This window comes from Sphingomonas olei (assembly GCF_045369765.1).
Lineage (GTDB): Bacteria > Pseudomonadota > Alphaproteobacteria > Sphingomonadales > Sphingomonadaceae > Sphingomonas > Sphingomonas panaciterrae.
The window spans coordinates 1-17,053 of sequence record NZ_JBIQEU010000030.1; the positions used below are offsets into that span (position 1 = coordinate 1).

The following is a 17,053-nucleotide window of genomic DNA, read 5'->3' on the forward strand; positions in this document are numbered from 1 at the left end:
TGGCTTGCTGAGCTAGGCTCGACAGGATCGGCGTTTGCTATTCCGAGCCGGTTGCCGCAGTGGTGGCTCACATGGGTGTACCCAAATAAGCCGAGCGGGAGTGATGAGCAGATGGCAGGCAGCGAGGTGAAGGCGGCGCGGGTGTACCTTCGTGTGAGTACGGACGAGCAGGACCTGACGCGGCAGGAGAACATCGTGGCTGGCGCGCGGGCGGCCGGCTTCTACGTCGCGGCGGTGTACCGGGAGAAGGCGTCGGGTGCGCGGCCCGATCGGCCGGAGCTGCTGCGCATGGTGGCGGATCTGCAGCCGGGCGAAGTCGTGGTGGCCGAGAAGATAGACCGCATCAGCCGCCTGCCGCTGCCGGAAGCCGAGTTGCTAGTGAGGACGATCCGCGGCAGGGGAGCCCGGCTGGCGGTACCGGGGATCGTCGACCTCAGTGACTTAGTGGCGGACAGCGTGGGCGTGGCGCGCATTGTGCTCGAAGCGGTGCAGGACATGCTGCTGCGCGTCGCGCTGCAGACGGCGCGCGACGATTATGAGACCCGGCGCGAGCGGCAGCGCGAGGGGATCGAGATCGCTAGGAGGGCTGGGCGGTACACCGGCCGAAAGCCCGACCTTGCCCATCACCGCCGCATCGTCGGCCTGCGCGAGGCGGGCATGAGCATCGCGAAGACGGCGGAACTAGCCGGATGCAGCATCGCCCACGTCAAGCGGGTGACCGCCCTTCACCGCGCCAGGACCGCCGCGATACCGCCGACTTCGTGAAGCGAACCGACGGTGTACGCAAAGGAAGACCTTCGCTGTTGATGCCGTGACCGATGCGGCAGTCTACGCCATCTACTTGGACCGCGATACCTCGCCCATCCCGGCTCTGTGTTGGTTACGATCGTGTACGGCGTGTACGGGCCGCGTCGTAGGGTGTTCCGTTGTCCCGTTTCTCCGTGCTTGACCGGCAGTTTCGGGAAAGAGCAATTGGGAACAGGTTTTGGGAAGCGGAGCGTTCGTCGCCCCTTGGATCACCGTGTCCGCCCGGACATCCCGTTGGAGTTTCCTAGTCGGGACGGCAGGTGCCGACCAGCTCAAGACATTCGGCGTCGTCGATGCGAGCGGCGGCTCCTACCGAAACCCGCCATTCGTGTCGCGCAAACAAGCCGGTCGGCTTTGCGCCCTAAAGTCGGTCATTCCGCTTGAAACGGTGCGTTCTCGGAAGCTGCCCGCGGTCATCGGACTGCACGATGAAGCGAACCGCCGATATCCGAAACTTAGCCGCCTGGCGGCTTTCGGGTGAGCCGACGCGGATAGCTGCCACTCGTTGTGCTGCAAGCCGTTCCGAAAAGTTGGCGTCCTAGGGAAGCCGCATCTGCCCGCATGCGTGATCGCCAGCTCACGTATGTTGAGATTGAGGAAGTGGAAACGTCGGCTGCCTGGAGACGCAAAGATCGACTTGCTGATCCTCCTCCAAAGCCTCAGCGACAGCGGTTTGCGTCGATTTATGTCATCCACCAGGATCAGCGGCAGAGGCGTACCCAGCCCCTAATTGTTTAGTCCCGGCATCTGGCGGATCGGATTGACAATCAACCGGTCTGGCTCTGACGTCCAGATCTCGGCGATGTATTCCTAAGGCGTGAGGCCGCTCAGCGTCTTGAGCCGGAGGGCAAAGTTGTAAGCGGCCATGAAGTCGGCGAGGTGCGTCCGGAGCTGGTCGTTGCTTTCATAGTGGAAGCGTTTGACGGTCGCCTCCTTGATGATCCGGTTCATGCGCTCAACCTGACCGTTGGTCCACGGATGGTGCGGCTTGGTGAGCCGGTGTTCGATATCGTTTGCCTCGCAGATCATGTCGAAGCGCATCTGACGTGACCAGGCGGTGGTCCGGTTGCGTGGCTGCTTGGCGAGCTGAATGCCGTTGTCTGTGAGAATCGTGTGAATGCGGTAGGGCACCGCTCTCAGTAGGTGTTCCAGGAACTTCTACGCGGTCCGTCGATCAACAGTGCCTCGGCCAACCCATGCTCAACGAGATCGAAGCTGTCTATGAACTCGCTTCCTTCGAGGCGACTGGCTTGCGCCAGCACCGCGGCCGCGTGGTCGAGGCGGAGAGCGGCGCAGCTCAGATCCGCGAGGTCGCAGCGACTGCCATGTGCAACGGCGATGGTTGAAACAGGAACAGCGGAAGTTGGCCGGGCTCATTCGTCAGGTCAGTCATGCGATCTTTCCGTCAGCTACAATCCGGCTCCTGCCACCGGACAAGAGCGCATCTCGCTGGCTGACCACACACTCATGCCAGCAGGGAGTGGACAGGACTGTGGCTAGCTCAAGTCCCGGGGGAAGGCCTGCGGCTCCGGGTAAATTCCGGATTGCTGCTTCTCCAACAAGGATTGACATCCAGCGCTGATTACGCGGAAGGTGGGATGGCGACGTTATAAACTCGGAGATGCGATACCGATGCGCCTTGAACTGAGCATCATTCGTGACTTTCCGTACTTCCCTACACTATCCAAAAGCTGTCCTGTGATTGTTTAATGTGAGTTAAGCTATAAAGCATGTTAATCAAAAAAACAATGATGATAGTGTTCGAAGGATGGAGCAATGAGTCTAACTGGGAAGCTGTTTCCGTCAGTCGGAAACCGGATATAACCGACTGCCGTCACACGGATACACGTACGCTAATTTGTTCGTTGCGTATAATAAGTCGATAAAAGAAGGGGGGCTTACACACTCATGATTTCGCTCACGAAGAGCCAGTCCGTCAGCTTGACCAAGGAAGCCAAGAAAACCCTCACCAAGATTTTGCTGGGCGTGGGCTGGGACGTAGCGAAGGCGAAGGGGTTTTTCGGTCGAGTTCTCGGCGGCGCCGATAGCATCGATCTGGACGCTTCGGCCATCTTGTTCGACGCTCGCCAGGGCGTTGTGGACACCGTCTGGTTTGGCCAGCTCCAAAGCGTCGATGGTTCCGTACGTCATAGCGGCGACAATCGCACCGGTGAGGGCGACGGTGATGACGAGACGATCGAGATCGCACTCGACCGTCTGCCTGGCAACGTTGAGCACATCGTTCTGACGGTGAACAGCTTCCAGGGCCAGACTTTCGACAAAGTCGAAAACGCTTACGGCCGCGTCGTCGATGGCACCAACAACAGCGAACTCGCTCGCTTCGACATCTCGGATAGCGGTTCGCATACCGGTCTCATCCTTGGCGTTCTCTCGCGCGCCGGCGGCGAATGGAACTTCAAGGCGGTGGGAACGCGCACCAGCGGGCGTACCGTCCGGGATCTGGCGCACGTCGCTGCCAGCGCAATCTGAAGCGCACGGAGCCGGGGCTCAACTGATCCCGGCTCCATTCATTCATAACAGGGGGGATTTGATGCAGCTTCAGCGCGGTGAAAAGCGCGGTCTGTCTGAGTTGGGCATTGGCACAAAATGCGCAGTGAAAGTCGACTTCGGCCTCGGTGGCGTCGACATTGCCGCCTTCGGGCTGAACAGCGCAAAGGTGATCGGTGATGATCGCTATGTCGTGCTGTTCTCCAACACGTCGTCGCCGGAAGGCGCGATCCAGCTGCAGGCTTATTCAGACACAGCTACCTTCACGCTCGATCTGGACCGGCTTCCGACGTCGATCGATCGCATCGTTTTCACGGCGACTCATGACAAGCGTCCAATCGCTGAATCCCGCCCGCTGGTCGTCAGCATCAACGGTAACCAGGCGACCTTCGATGTCTCCCAGCATCTCACCACCGAGAAGGCGGTGATGATGATCGAGATCTATCGCCATTTCTCGGGATGGAAGATTGGCACCATCGCAGCTGGCTTCGCCGGCGGCCTGGCTGCTCTGATTGCACACTTCGGTGGTGAAGTGGCGGACGCTCCCGCCGCGGCACCTGCACCAACTCCGCCTCCGCCGCCTCCGCCTCCGCCGGCTGCGCCGGTATCGCTGAAGAAGATCTCGCTCGAAAAGAACAACTCCGTCGTCAGCCTTAAAAAGACCGGGGAGACGTTCGGCGAAATCATCCTCAACCTCAATTGGAACCAAGGTTCCGGCAGCAGCGGCTTCTTCGGAGGATCGAAGAAGGTTGATCTCGACCTAGGCGTCCTCTTTGAGTTGGACGATGGCTACCGCGGCGTCGTGCAGGCCTTGGGGCGCACCTTCGGCAGCTATCACGAAGAGCCATGGATCGAACTGTCAGGCGACGACCGCACCGGGGCTGTTACCGGCGGCGAGACGATCCGGGTCAACGGTCGGTTCTTCGATCGCATCAAGCGTATCGGCGTGTTCGCCCTCATTTATGAGGGTGCGCCGAACTGGCAGAAGACTGACGGGGTCGTCAAAATGAACATCCCGGGACAACCCGAAATCGAAGTTCGCATGAACGAAGGTCACAGCAACAAGCGTCTCTGTGGCGTGGCAGTCATCGATAATGTTGATGGTGAACTGCAGATGCAGCGTCACATGAAATATTATCCGAGCCAGAAAGAGTTTGCCGATGCAGTCGGCATCTACCTGAACTGGGTGGGCGCTACAAAAGACTAGCCGGCCTTTCTGGACCGCCCTCGGCACCACACCGAACGGCGGCCTACAGGCCTCCATCAATTTCGATCTGTCGCCACGGCACCAGATCTCCATCCGGAGGGGGATCAATGAAAAACTTCGCAGGATCGATCGTCTTTACGATCATCTGTCTCATTCTCGCCGGCCTCGCCGGTTATGCCGAAACCGGTCTGCTTGGTGCAGCTCTCGGCATGGTATTCATCGCCGCCATCCTCGGCGTGATGGAGACCTCGCTCAGCCTCGACAATGCCGTCGTCAACGCGTCCATCCTCAAGAACATGGATGCTAAGTGGCAGCGGCGCTTCCTGACCTGGGGCATTCTGATCGCCGTCTTCGGCATGCGCATCGTGTTTCCGATCGCTATCGTGTCGGTCGCAGCTGGCGTTAGCCCATGGGAAGCGGCGCGCATCGCGCTCACCGACCACAAGCTATACGAAGACATCGTCACCGGTGCTCACATCGGCATTTCGGGCTTCGGCGGCGCCTTCCTGATGCTGGTCGGCCTCAACTTCTTCTTCGACGCTGACCGCGAGCATATGTGGATCGGCGCTATCGAGAAGCCGCTGATGGCCATCGGTCGCATTCCGTTTGCACCATACATCATGACCTCGATCATCATCGTCGCGCTTTCGTTCCTAATCAGTGGCAGCGAGCAGCAGACATTCCTGATCGCCGGCCTCTCGGGCGTCCTCACCTACCTGGCGGTCCAGAAGTTCGGCGACATGATGGGTGGTGAAGAGGACATGGTCACCGGCAAGATCGTTCGTTCGGGCGCCGGCGCCTTCGTCTACCTCGAGTTTCTGGACGCGTCGTTCTCCTTCGACGGCGTGATCGGTGCATTCGCGATCACCAACAACATTATTCTGATCGCGCTCGGCCTCGGCATCGGCGCCATGTTCGTCCGGTCGATGACGATCGCCCTGGTTCGCGGCGGACACCTGTCGGAATTCCGCTACCTGGAGCCGGGCGCCTTCTACGCCATCATCGCGCTTGCGACGATCATGCTCCTGAGCATCCGCGTCCATACGCCGGAAGTCATCACCGGTCTGATTGGTGCGACCTTCATTGGCGTCGCGCTTTGGGCCTCCATCCGACACAAGAAGCTCTTCCCCGGCGAATACGAGGAAGACGGTCGTGCGGAGGCTATCCTGCCCACAGGCAACGTCGTGCCGAACGTCCGCACCCAGTGATCCTTAGTCCCGGCGGCGGGGTCGCTGCCGGGGAACGCCCGATGAGGGCGAGGGTCATCATTCCCGGCGTGCTGTCGGCGGATTGCACCAACCGGCTTCACTCACCCGCCAAGTAAAAGATGAAAGGACTACCGAATGGCAATTTCGCTTTCCAAGGGTGGCAATGTCTCGCTCTCGAAGGAAGCACCCGGTCTCGACGCCATCATGGTCGGCCTGGGCTGGGACGTTCGTGCTACCGACGGTCAGGACTTCGACCTCGACGCCTCGGCGTTTCTGCTGAACGCCTCGGGCAAGGTCCGCAACGATTCCGACTTTTGCTTCTACAACAACAAGATCGTCGCCGGCGGGGCCGCCGAACACCAAGGCGACAACCGCACCGGTGAAGGCGAAGGCGACGACGAGCAGATCAAGATCACGCTCTCGAAGGTGCCGGCCGACGTCGACAAGATCGCGGTCGTCGTGACCATTCACGATGGCGAGAAGAACGGCCAATCGTTCGGCCAGGTCTCGAACGCCTTCATCCGTCTGGTCGACGAGAAGACCGGCAAGGAAGTCGTGCGCTATGACCTATCGGAAGACGCCTCGGTCGAGACTGCGATGATCCTGGGCGAAGTCTATCGCCACGGCAACGACTGGAAGTTCCGCGCCGTCGGCCAAGGCTTCAAGGGCGGCCTGGGCCCGCTCGCCTCGAACTACGGCGTCAACATCGGTTGATCGTTGCCGCACCGGTCGGGGAGGTTCCTCTTCGACCGTCTTCATTCCAGCGCGAAAGATCGTTTCACATGGCAGTTTCGCTTTCCAAGGGCGGCAACGTCTCGCTCTCCAAGGAGGCTCCCGGCCTCACCTCCGTCACGGTCGGTCTCGGCTGGGACGTACGCAAGACCGATGGTCAAGCCTTCGACCTCGACGCAGCAGCCTTCGTGCTGGGCGAAAATGAGAAGGTCCTCTCGGACGCTCACTTCATCTTCTACAACAACAAACTCTCGACCGACGGTTCGGTGACCCACCACGGCGACAACCGCACCGGTGAAGGCGACGGCGATGACGAGAAGATCACGATCGACTTCTCGAAGCTGCCGCAGGCCGTGAAGAAGGTCGTCATCGCGGTGACCATCCACGAGGGCCAGGAGCGCGGCCAGAACTTCGGTTCGGTGTCGAACGCCTATGCTCGTGTCGTCAACGACGCCGACGGCAAGGAACTGGCTCGCTACGACCTGTCGGAAGACGCCAGCACCAACGCGGCCATGGTGTTCGTCGAGCTGTATCGTTCGGCAACCGGCGAGATCAAGGTGAAGGCGATCGGCGAAGGCTGGCAGAGCGGCCTGGGCGGCCTCGCCAACGCGATGGGCGTCAACATCGGCTGATCCGACCGGCGATAACAACACCACGATAGGAGGGCCGCCGAGCCGAATAAGCTTGGCGGCCTTCTTCAGTTTCTGACCGATAGGAATAGGCCATTGAAGACGATGACCCCCGGCGAGAAGCGCGCCGTATCTGGCCTGACGACCAGCCGGATGATCGAGATCGCCGTCACCCATGAGCCGTCGGACATCGACATCGTTGCCTTTGGTCTCGACGCCAATCGTAAGATCGCTGACGACCGCTACACCATCCTATTCAGCAATGAGCGCAGTCCAGAAGGTGCGATCACCTTCCGCAAGGGCGGCAACTCCACATCGATCATCGTTGATCTCAACCGACTGCCGCAGTCGATCGATCGCATCTCGATCACCGCCACTCACGACAACATGCCGCTTCGCTCAGCTCGTGCGCTTTCCGTACAGATCGCTGGCGCCGCACAGATCAACGCGCTCGCCGGTCTTGGCGACGAGAAGGCCCTGATGCTGCTGGATCTGTACCAGCATAATGGCACGTGGCGTGTTGGGGCTGTCGTGCAAGGCTTTTCCGGCGGCCTCGCCGATCTCGTGAAGCACCTTGGTGGCGAAGTGGCCGATGAGCCCACCGCTGCAGCTCCGCCGGCGCCATCACCCGTTGCTCCGCCTCCGCCTCCCCCGCCGGTGTCGCTGAGCAAGATTGACCTGCGAAAGCAAAAGGTTGGCGTGACGCTCAAGAAGCTCGGCATCGAGCACGAAATGGCCGAGGTGAAGTTCGTCATCGACGCCAGCGGATCTATGGCAGGGCTATACGCCGATGGCACCGTGCAGGAGACGGTGGAGCGTCTCGCTCCGGTATCTCTTCGTCTCGACCAAGACGGCGTCATGCCGACTTGGTTCTACGCATCCGAGTGCAAACGCGTAGAGGACCTTACCGCCACCAATCTTGAAGGTTTTGTCTCCCGCACCTGCCCATCGCCGGGCGCCAAGATCGGCGCACAACCCACTGGGGAGAAGGGTATGTTTGGAGGGGCTCGGACCAGGGGCGGCAAGTCCATCGGCTACGGAAACAATGAGCCTCTGGTCATGAACGCCATCCTCGCTCAAGAGCCCCCAGTTCGTACCGAACCACTGCTTATCATCTTTGTCACCGATGGTGGCATCACCCGATCCGCCGAGATCGCCGACATCCTGACCCGCACCTCGAATCGCCCAATTTTCTGGCAGTTCGTTGGAGTCGGCAAGGCTAACTATGGCATCCTGCGCAAGCTCGATACCTTGCCCGGCCGCGTGGTCGACAATGCAGGCTTCTTCAGCGTCGACGACCTCACGAAGATCAGCGACGACGAGCTCTACGAGCGGATCCTCTTCGAATTTCCGCAGTGGCTCAAGGACGCGCGCCAACACAATATTCTGCGCTGATCCTCCCGCTGCACTCCCTCCTGCACAGGCACACCATGCGCATTTGGTTCAACCGCGGTTTCTCGCTAGCTCCCATCGCCCGGGCCATGATGGCCGCCGACCCGGCCCTCGAGGTCATCGTCAGCACTGCCGAAGGGAAACCGATCTACGAAGGCCCTTCGCAGACTTGGGTTGAGCCAAAAGCGAAGGGAGTGGATTACCTCGCCTGGGCTTGTCGGCAGATCATCGATCACGAGATCGACGTCTTCGTGCCGACAGCCCGGCGGCACCTATTCGCCGGCGGCGGCCTTCCGTGCCGTGTTCACCTCCCGGCGGATCTGGACACCCTCGAACTCCTCGAGGACAAGTTCCTCTTTTCGGAGGCGCTGAAGAACGAGCCCTGTCATCTCGCGACCTTCACCGCCCACAGTGCTGCTGATCTCGCTCGCATCGTCGAGCGCTTCCGCGCCACGAATGACAACGTCGATCCATGCGTGAAGCCGCGAGAAGGCGTGAATGGTCAGGGCTTTTGGACGCTCACCAAAGCCAATCCTCTGTCTCACCTGATGGATCCCGATGCACGTCGCATCCGCCAGGATATCTATCTTGATGCCCTGCGGGCTGCGGAAGCCACCGCTGAAATTGAACCTCAGGTCGTCATGCCTTTCCTCCCAGGACCAGAGGTGTCTTTCGATATCCTCTCCCATGAGGGATTGGCGCTGAAATACATCGCGCGCACCAAGAACGGCACGCGCCAGCGGCTTCAGTCCAGCCATCCTCTGGAGAACGACGCAAAAAGCCTCGTTTCTCGCTTCCAGCTCCATGGTGTGGTGAATATCCAGTTCCGGAAGGCCAGCGATGACAGCTGGAAGGTTCTCGAGATCAACGCACGGCCCGCCGGCGGCTCGGTCTATGCAGAGCAGTTCGGATCTGCCCTCCTCGCCGAGTGGGGCGGCCTTCTCACCGGCCGCCTGACACCGGACATGGTGAGCAAGCCGAATATTGACCTCGAAGTCGAGATCGAGACGAGCGTGCGTCCGCGCACACGTGAGCTTGCCGCATGAGCAGCTTCCAGTCTGGGCAGCGGATCGAGCTTTCTGAGGGCGCTTCTGGCATCTTCCATTTCGCCGGCAACGATACTCGGATCGCTGTCGCGGCAATCGCCGCAAATGGGGCCATCACACCGCTGTCACGGCATTCGCTAGGGGCATGGCATCTTCCCGCATTTGCCGATCCGGGTGAGCACTATGAGGTGGTGGCCTACATCACTGACGATCGGGATGGCGGGTTCGTAAATCCATGCTACCCGCTCGATCTCGAGATAAACGGCCAGCGGTATTCCCTACCCAAACCAGCGCAGAGCCTGGCAGCGGTCATTCTCGCCGGGGTCTATGCGAAATCCGGCAAGCTCCGCCTCAAGGTGTCCAACGAAGGCTTCACCTTCGGCGCCGACGCCTACCTGCGCGCACGTAACCTTGGCCACCTTCAGCTGCCGCGGCGATCTTCCTCGTCGCAGCCCGACGAGGTGCGAGACCACAATTCCCGTCCGCGGCGCCCGAGCGGCACGCCTGGCTCAGCACTGGCCAGCGGAAGCGGTGTCATTGTCGGGCACAACCTGGTCGTGACGAACGCGCATGTCGTCGAAGCCGGCAGAAGCTTCCAACTAGGTCGAACTCACAACCCGCTGACGCTGATCGCTGTCGACGAAGATCACGACCTTGCTCTTCTGCAGGGCGACGTCGGCGGCACACCGCTACCCATTCGTTTGACCACGCCAATCTGGCTCGGCGAGAGCATCATGGCGTCGGGTTATCCGCTTATGGATCTCTTGGGTGCTGATCTCAAAGTTACCACCGGCAACGTGTCTGGCCTGAGCGGCAAAGCCGGGGACATCTCCCGCTTCCAGTTCACCGCACCGATCGCCTCGGGTTCGTCCGGCGGCGCTGTTATCGACGACTTCGGCAATCTGGTAGGGATCACCTCCGCGTCGCTCGCCCACGAGAACATGCGCGAGCGCGGCAGCATCTCCGAGAACGTGAACTTCGGCATCCGGGCCTCGCTCGTCTTTGAGATGGTCGCGGCCACCGGCAAGCCCCTCCCGTCGATCGGCCCCTTGGGAAGCGGGACTCGCCGGGAAGTTGTCGATCGCCTTCGTGAATCCGTCGTCAGCATCATCGTCTTGGCTTGAGGTCACTCATGGGCTTTCGGTTCTCCAAGCGCATCCAGATCCTCCCCGGTGTCAGGATCAATTTCTCCAAGGGCGGCGCATCCCTGAGCGTCGGACCACGCGGCGCCTCGGTAAGTTTAGGCAAGCGCGGCGTATACGGGAATGTTGGCGTTCCAGGCACCGGCCTCAGCTGGCGAGAGCGCCTGGATCAGCCCTCGGGTGGGTCCTCCAGCGCTTCTGGAGCGAGCCGTGGCCGCTCGGCCCTATGCATGCCAGAGACCGTTACCGTTCGACTGGTCGATGATACGGTCCACTTCTTCAATCAGGATAACGGTCCACTGGACGCGTCGCTCCTCTCGACAGCCAAGGCCGCGATGAAGGACGAGATCCAGACCTTCCTCAAAGACCGCGAAACCGCGCGCAACGATGTGATTGATAGCCTCCGCCGGCTTCATCACGACATTCCCGTCACCACGCAGACGCTGCGCTCTTCGGACATGGGCAAGCCGAAGCGGGAGCAATATCCGTCGCAAGAAGCCTTCATGGAGGCTCTGATGACCTGGAACGCCGCACGCGCAAACGGTGAGGTCGGCGCTGACGAGCTCGCCGACGGTCTTCTCCAGACGCTTGGCGATCTTCAGTGGCCTGCGGAGACCAACATAGCAATCTCGTTCCATAAGGGGCGCCTCCTCCTCGACGTTGATCTCCCTGAGATCGAAGACATGCCAACGACCCGCTGGAAAGCAGTGATGACCCGGCTCAGTCTTGAAGAGAAGCCAGTGTCTCAAAAGGAAGTCGCAGGATTCTATTTTGATCACGTATGTTCGATCATCGTCAGGTTGATCGGACATGCCATGGCAACGTCCGATGCGATCCGATCGGTTGCTGTCTCGGCGTACACCCAGCGCAATACTGCCACGGGACATGTCGATGACGAGTATGTCGCAATCGTAGAAGTCAGTCGAAGTGCTTGGGACGGGATCGATCGAAGCCAGATGGCTTCAATCGATCCCCACAACCTCCTCCGGCATTTCGGTGCAAAAATACAGGCAAATGCTCGCGGCGTTCTGCTCGTGCAAACGCCCCTAAGCTGATGGTATTTGCGTGACCAATGATCTCATTCTGGCCCGTAACGCGGTGCTCACGGAGAAAACTCTAATGCCAAGCGCAATTCGCGCTCCTGCTGAACAGGAGACGCGTCGCACCCACGAGGTTGAGCTTCCCACTGGCTCCTTGGCTCTCGAAGTCGAGGCGGGCCCAGACCTGTCCGAATTGTGCGAGTTCGCTGCGCGCGCAAACCCCAAGCGTGGCTTCCTGATCGTCTCCAAGGTTCTTGGGCGGCATCTCCCCGCGCGCCCGGCCGACATGCGTCAAACCATGGGTCAGCTCGCAGCTTCCTTGCCCCACGACCTATCTCAGCCAGTGGCCTTCCTCGGCATGGCTGAAACAGCGACAGCGCTGGGGCAGGGGGTGTTCGCTGCCTACCAGGCGCGCCATCCCGATGTCCTCTCGATCTATCTCCAGACCTCCCGCCAGGTCGTTGAGGGCGCGACGACGATCGCCCGCTTCGAAGAGGGGCACAGCCACGCCACCTCGCATCTGGTCCAGATCACGGATGAAGATGTCCTCGCCACTGCGCGCAATGCTCGCACCCTCGTGATCATCGATGACGAATGCAGCACCGGAAACACCTTCGTCTCCGGCGTTGAAGGCATGCGCGACGCCATGCCGCATCTCGAGCGCGTAGAGACATGCTGCATCACCGACTGGAGCGGCGGCGCATATCTCTCACGGATGCCACTGCCATCCACTGGCCACTCCATCATCGCCGGCACGATGAGGTGGACTCCCGGGGCCACCAACACCGCCCCGCCGCTTGCTGCCGGTTCAAACGGGACGGGCGCCGCGCCGTCGTCCGGAATGCGCAGCCGGTCGGGTTTGCGCTGCGCCGAAGCGTCCAATCGCCTGCCAGTCACGGCGTCGTCAGGCGAACGTATCCTTGTGTTGGGCGACGGCGAGCATTCGTATGAGGCCCTGCTGATCGCTGAGGAGATCGAACGTCAGGGCGGCGTCGCTGCCGTCCAGAGCATCACCCGCACGCCCGCGACGCTTGGCCATGCCATGAAGACCGTCTCGCGGTTCACCGACGCTTACGGATCGGGGGCCCCGTGCTTCCTTTACAACATCCTGCAGCATGGACCGGATAGGATCATAATCGCCTGCGAAATCCCTGGGCACCAGGCCGACGAAGCTGTGCTCTCTGTGAGAGACCTTGGAACCGATGTTCCTGCCGAATTGGTCCTTTGCACATATGAAAAGAGATAAGCCAATCATGCTGATCCTGACTGATCTCGACGACACGCTGTTCCAGACCCGTCGCAAGTGCCCGTCGGGCGATGGCGAGCTCACCCCTATGAGCTTCCTCGCCGACGGCTCAGAGAGCGGCTACGCGACCACGAAGCAGGCCGAATTCATGGCGTGGCTCAACAATGGCGTCGTGGTACCGGTCACCGCCCGAAGCCGTGAGGTTCTTGGCCGCGTCAAGATCAAGCAGGAGCCGGCTATCACGTCCAACGGCGGCTGCATCATTCTTGCCGACGGCCAGGTCGACAAGAAATGGCACGCTATCCTCGAAACGGCGGCCGCCGTGGGTGAAAGCGTGCAGGACGTCTATCACCGCATGACCGCCGGCCTCGATGCCGAGACCTTCCGCCACTGGATCGTATCCGAGAATGGCCTCGATCTCTACGTGGTGATCAAGGACAATGTCGCGAACGGCGCGTCGCTCGACCAAATCCAGGCCTCTATCCCGGAAGGCTGGCGCGTTCACCGAAACGGCAACAACCTGGCATTCCTCCCCGGCTGGCTGAACAAGCGCGATGCCGTGCGTTATCTGATCGCGATTGTCCGCCAGCGTGATGGCGAAGTTCCCATCATCGGGGCCGGCGACAGCCATTCGGACGTGGGCTTCATGGACCTTTGCGACTTCGCAATGACGCCCACCAACTCGCAGCTTTGGAAGAGCGTGATCAAGGAGAGCAACTGGTGCTGATCGCTGATCATCCAGCCACGGCTACCTGTTTCTCCGGCAGCTATGATCCGAGCGACGTGCAGATCCTTCTGAAGCCCGTCGACATCGATCCGACGCCGGTCAACGAGAAGGAGCTGCTGATCCAGTCCGGCGCCAAGCACTATTCCGAGATGCTGTCGGCCGAGAAGGTCCCGGACGAGCGCTATATGGCGCTCTATGCGGAGGCCCTTGCGCGCAACGCCTCGCGGTTGAAGATGGACATCCACCATCTCGCCGCGCGCATTACCACACGTCCTCAGACCAACCGCGAATGCGTGGTTGTCTCGCTGGCGCGCGCAGGCACGCCGATCGGCGTGCTCCTGAAGCGCGAACTCGAACGGATTGGTATCACCACTCACCACTACTCCGTCAGCATCATCCGCGGCCGCGGCATCGATGAAAATGCCCTGCGTTTCATCAAAGAGAGACACGGGGTCGAGACGACCCTGTTCGTCGACGGCTGGACGGGCAAGGGGGCCATTACGAAGCAGTTGCTAGGTTCTCTTCGCGAGAACGACCTCGGCTTCGAAGCCTTCCTAGCGGTAATCGCAGATCCCGCCGGCCGCGCGCACCTCGCAGCAACTACCGAAGATTATGTCATCCCGAGCGGCCTGCTCAATGGCATCGCTTCCGGGCTCATCAGCCGATCTGTTCTGAATGATGACGTGGTCGGCCCAGGCGACTTTCATGCCTGCCGGTACATGAGCGAATTCGCTCACGCCGACATCAGTGCAGCATTCATCCATGCGATTGAAAGCGCCCCAACGCTCTCGGACCGTCTTCCCGACTGGACTCCCGTGAGCGCCGCGGCCGCGCAGGCATCTTGTGAGCGCATGCTTCGTGAGCTCATGGCCAAGGATGACGTCGGCGACGTTAATCGCATCAAGCCAGGCATCGCCGAGGCGACCCGCGCTATCCTGCGGCGCGTTCCCGACAAGCTCTACCTCAGCGATCTGAATGACCCCGAGGTCCAGCACATGATTCACATCGCGAACCAGTCTGGCGTCCCGATCGAGCGGAGAGATCTGTTCACCTATCGAGCAGTTACCATCATCAAGAAAGTTGGAGGCGATCAAGAATGAACGCCATCGCTCTTGGGGCAACGCTCTACGTCCCAGTCCTTCGTCCGAACCTGATCGACATCGTTCGTGGCAAACACCACGCGCTGCGCTCGATTGTCATCTGCCTGGAGGACTCCCTTCGCGAAGACCAGGTGGTCGATGGCATAGACGCCTTTGTCAAGAATCTCGCTATCATCGCCGATCTGCCGGAACGGCTGACCGTCTATGTGCGCCCACGTGACATCTCGATGATGCACTCGATGCTAGGTCTCTCCAACATCCATGCGATCAACGGCTTCGTCATGCCAAAGGTCGACACGGGCAACATCGCACACTGGCTCGCACCCATGACGACGAATGAGCATTGCTTCATGCCTACGATTGAAGGTCCAGAAGCCTTCGACCGTCGCGCCCTTGAGCAACTGTGCCGCCAGCTCGAACCTTTCAGCGATCGCGTCACGGCAATCCGTACCGGCGGCAACGACATCCTGAACGTGCTCGGCGTTCGTCGGTCGAAGTATCGAACGGCGTATGACGGACCGCTCGGCAACGTCATTCGCGATCTGGTATCGACGTTCATTCCTGCCGGCTTTGCCGTCTCAGCACCGGTGCTCGAGCATTACAGTTCGCTCGACCTACTCCGTGAAGAAGTTGAGCAGGATATCGAGCACGGCCTTCTCACGAAGACTGCGATCCATCCGTCCCAGGTAGAGGTCATCCACGGCTGCTTCCAGCCGTCGGCCGCAGAACTGTGCGAAGCGCGCTCCATCCTCGACGTCAACGCCCGCGCGGTGTTCGCCTCCGGCGGCAGCATGTGCGAGCCGGCAACTCATCGCCGGTGGGCGGGGACAGTCATCGAGCGTGCTCACCACTTCGGCGTGCGGCAGGACGACAATCTGCGGGCAGTGATGGTCGCCTAAAAGGAAGGCCTTCTCTGCGCGCTTGAGGCGTATCTGGAAGCCCTGAGATGAGGCTTCTGGACTTTAGCCACTAGCGCTTTCTAGCGACTTTTGTCTCAATGCTCTCTGGGGCCGACGCGAAAGCAGAACATGACCGATCTCACCCTTACTGCTCCGGATCCTGTCGCAATTGTCCTCGTCGAGAAAGCAGCGGGTCTCGTACCGGTGGCGAACGATGTGCGCTCTCAGCTGGAGGTGAAGGTCGATGGCTTCGTCAACGACCTGCTTGTCCAAGATGCGCAGAGCCCCGAGTTCGGTGCAAAGGTGAACCAGCTGACGAACATCGGTCAGAAGGAAATCAACGCTCTCGCCGGACAGTCGAACCGCTTCCTCGATCGCTCAACCAAGTCGATCGACGGCGGCGTCGGCAATTCCCTGGTCGAGCTGCGCCAGGTTGTCGAGCGGCTCGATCCTAGCCGTGAAGGGAATCTCCTCAAGCCGCGCAAGCTGCTCGGCCTCATTCCCATCGGCAACAAACTGACGGCTTACTTCGACCGCTACACGTCGGCGCAGGGACACATCCAGGGCATCTTGAGCGCCCTGACCCGCGGCAAGGACGAGCTGCTGCAGGATAACATCGCGGTCGACAGTGAGCGCGCCAAGATGTGGGAGTTGATGGGCAAGCTCGAGCAGATGATCGTCATCGCCAAATCGCTCGACACCAAGCTTGGGGACAAGGCCAACGATCTCGACCACGCGGATCCTGCGAAGGCCAAAGCCATCCGCGAGACCGCGCTGTTCTATGTTCGTCAGCGACAGACCGATCTGCTCACGCAGATGGCCGTGACGGTTCAGGGCTATCTCGCGCTCGATCTGATCAAGAAGAACAACGTTGAGCTCATCAAGGGCGTCGATCGCGCCTGCACGACCACGATCAGCGCACTCCGCACGGCTGTCACCGTTGCGCAGGCCCTGACGAACCAACGCCTCGTTCTCCAGCAGATCGAATCCCTGAACTCGACGAGGGCGAACATCATCGACTCCACCGGCAACCTGCTGCGCGACAACACCAGCCGCATTCATGAGCAGGCCGCCTCGGCAACGATCCAGGTCGAGGTTCTCCAGCGCGCCTTCGCAAACATCTACGCCACCATGGATGCTGTCGATGAGTTCAAGCTGAAGGCTCTCGACAGCATGAAGGCGACTGTCACCACGCTCTCCAACGAGAGCGAAAAGGCCGAAGCCTATATCGCCCGTTCGCAGGGCGCCTCGCGGTCGAGCGAAGTTAGTCCGCTGTTGAGTGCAACGTGATCCGCTGTGGATCGGCGTGGAAAAGGGACCCCGGTAGCGGGGTGATCGGCGTCGAAAAGGGACCCCTCATCCCGGTGGTC

General features: G+C 60.6%; 16 protein-coding genes and 1 pseudogene. 16 read left to right on the top strand and 1 reads right to left on the bottom strand.

Features of this window, described 5'->3' with window-relative positions:
- Positions 1–111: 111 nt before the first annotated feature.
- A complete protein-coding gene (locus tag ACH0BU_RS16760; protein WP_406889855.1) occupies positions 112–765 on the top strand; it encodes a recombinase family protein in 654 nt (217 codons plus the stop codon).
- A 768-nt stretch (positions 766–1,533) separates the two neighbouring features.
- On the opposite strand, the pseudogene ACH0BU_RS16765 reads toward ACH0BU_RS16760, so the two are convergent.
- Positions 1,534–1,965 (bottom strand): annotated as a pseudogene (locus tag ACH0BU_RS16765) (integrase core domain-containing protein); the annotation flags it as partial.
- A gap of 38 nt (positions 1,966–2,003) precedes the next feature.
- On the opposite strand from ACH0BU_RS16765, the gene ACH0BU_RS16770 reads away from it, so the two are divergent.
- From ACH0BU_RS16770 to ACH0BU_RS16840, 15 genes are all read left to right on the top strand, one after another.
- Positions 2,004–2,153: a hypothetical protein gene (locus tag ACH0BU_RS16770; RefSeq protein ID WP_406889853.1), complete on the top strand. Its 150-nt coding sequence runs from the start codon at positions 2,004–2,006 to the stop codon at positions 2,151–2,153.
- 562 nt (positions 2,154–2,715) lie between these two features.
- Positions 2,716–3,297, top strand: coding sequence for a TerD family protein (locus tag ACH0BU_RS16775; protein WP_406889851.1), 582 nt, complete (start codon positions 2,716–2,718; stop codon positions 3,295–3,297).
- A 61-nt stretch (positions 3,298–3,358) separates the two neighbouring features.
- Complete coding sequence (locus ACH0BU_RS16780; RefSeq protein ID WP_406889849.1) at positions 3,359–4,522, top strand: TerD family protein; 1,164 nt, start codon at positions 3,359–3,361, stop codon at positions 4,520–4,522.
- 107 nt (positions 4,523–4,629) lie between these two features.
- Positions 4,630–5,730: a DUF475 domain-containing protein gene (locus tag ACH0BU_RS16785; protein ID WP_406889847.1), complete on the top strand. Its 1,101-nt coding sequence runs from the start codon at positions 4,630–4,632 to the stop codon at positions 5,728–5,730.
- 135 nt (positions 5,731–5,865) lie between these two features.
- Positions 5,866–6,444 carry a TerD family protein gene (locus tag ACH0BU_RS16790; RefSeq protein WP_406889846.1) on the top strand — a complete coding sequence of 193 codons (579 nt, stop codon included), beginning with the start codon at positions 5,866–5,868 and terminating at the stop codon, positions 6,442–6,444.
- Between the two features lie 68 nt (positions 6,445–6,512).
- Positions 6,513–7,094 carry a TerD family protein gene (locus ACH0BU_RS16795; protein ID WP_406889844.1) on the top strand — a complete coding sequence of 194 codons (582 nt, stop codon included), beginning with the start codon at positions 6,513–6,515 and terminating at the stop codon, positions 7,092–7,094.
- Positions 7,095–7,196: 102 nt separating this feature from the next.
- Positions 7,197–8,486, top strand: a complete 1,290-nt coding sequence (locus ACH0BU_RS16800) for a VWA domain-containing protein (RefSeq protein ID WP_406889872.1) — start codon at positions 7,197–7,199, stop codon at positions 8,484–8,486.
- 35 nt (positions 8,487–8,521) lie between these two features.
- Positions 8,522–9,529 carry an ATP-grasp domain-containing protein gene (locus tag ACH0BU_RS16805; RefSeq protein WP_406889842.1) on the top strand — a complete coding sequence of 336 codons (1,008 nt, stop codon included), beginning with the start codon at positions 8,522–8,524 and terminating at the stop codon, positions 9,527–9,529.
- A complete protein-coding gene (locus tag ACH0BU_RS16810; RefSeq protein ID WP_406889840.1) occupies positions 9,526–10,653 on the top strand; it encodes a S1C family serine protease in 1,128 nt (375 codons plus the stop codon). Before ACH0BU_RS16805 ends, ACH0BU_RS16810 begins: the two co-directional genes overlap by 4 nt.
- A gap of 8 nt (positions 10,654–10,661) precedes the next feature.
- Positions 10,662–11,726, top strand: a complete 1,065-nt coding sequence (locus ACH0BU_RS16815; protein WP_500264366.1) for a DUF4236 domain-containing protein — start codon at positions 10,662–10,664, stop codon at positions 11,724–11,726.
- Between the two features lie 10 nt (positions 11,727–11,736).
- A complete protein-coding gene (locus ACH0BU_RS16820; RefSeq protein WP_406889836.1) occupies positions 11,737–12,957 on the top strand; it encodes a phosphoribosyltransferase domain-containing protein in 1,221 nt (406 codons plus the stop codon).
- A 7-nt stretch (positions 12,958–12,964) separates the two neighbouring features.
- Positions 12,965–13,684, top strand: a complete 720-nt coding sequence (locus tag ACH0BU_RS16825; protein WP_406889834.1) for an HAD family hydrolase — start codon at positions 12,965–12,967, stop codon at positions 13,682–13,684.
- Positions 13,678–14,784: a cysteine protease StiP family protein gene (locus ACH0BU_RS16830; RefSeq protein ID WP_406889832.1), complete on the top strand. Its 1,107-nt coding sequence runs from the start codon at positions 13,678–13,680 to the stop codon at positions 14,782–14,784. The genes ACH0BU_RS16825 and ACH0BU_RS16830 overlap by 7 nt, the downstream gene beginning before the upstream one ends.
- Positions 14,781–15,683 (top strand): HpcH/HpaI aldolase/citrate lyase family protein, encoded by a 903-nt coding sequence (locus ACH0BU_RS16835; protein ID WP_406889831.1) that lies wholly within the window; start codon positions 14,781–14,783, stop codon positions 15,681–15,683. The genes ACH0BU_RS16830 and ACH0BU_RS16835 overlap by 4 nt, the downstream gene beginning before the upstream one ends.
- A 129-nt stretch (positions 15,684–15,812) precedes the next feature.
- Positions 15,813–16,973 carry a toxic anion resistance protein gene (locus ACH0BU_RS16840; RefSeq protein ID WP_406889829.1) on the top strand — a complete coding sequence of 387 codons (1,161 nt, stop codon included), beginning with the start codon at positions 15,813–15,815 and terminating at the stop codon, positions 16,971–16,973.
- Positions 16,974–17,053 lie beyond the last annotated feature (80 nt).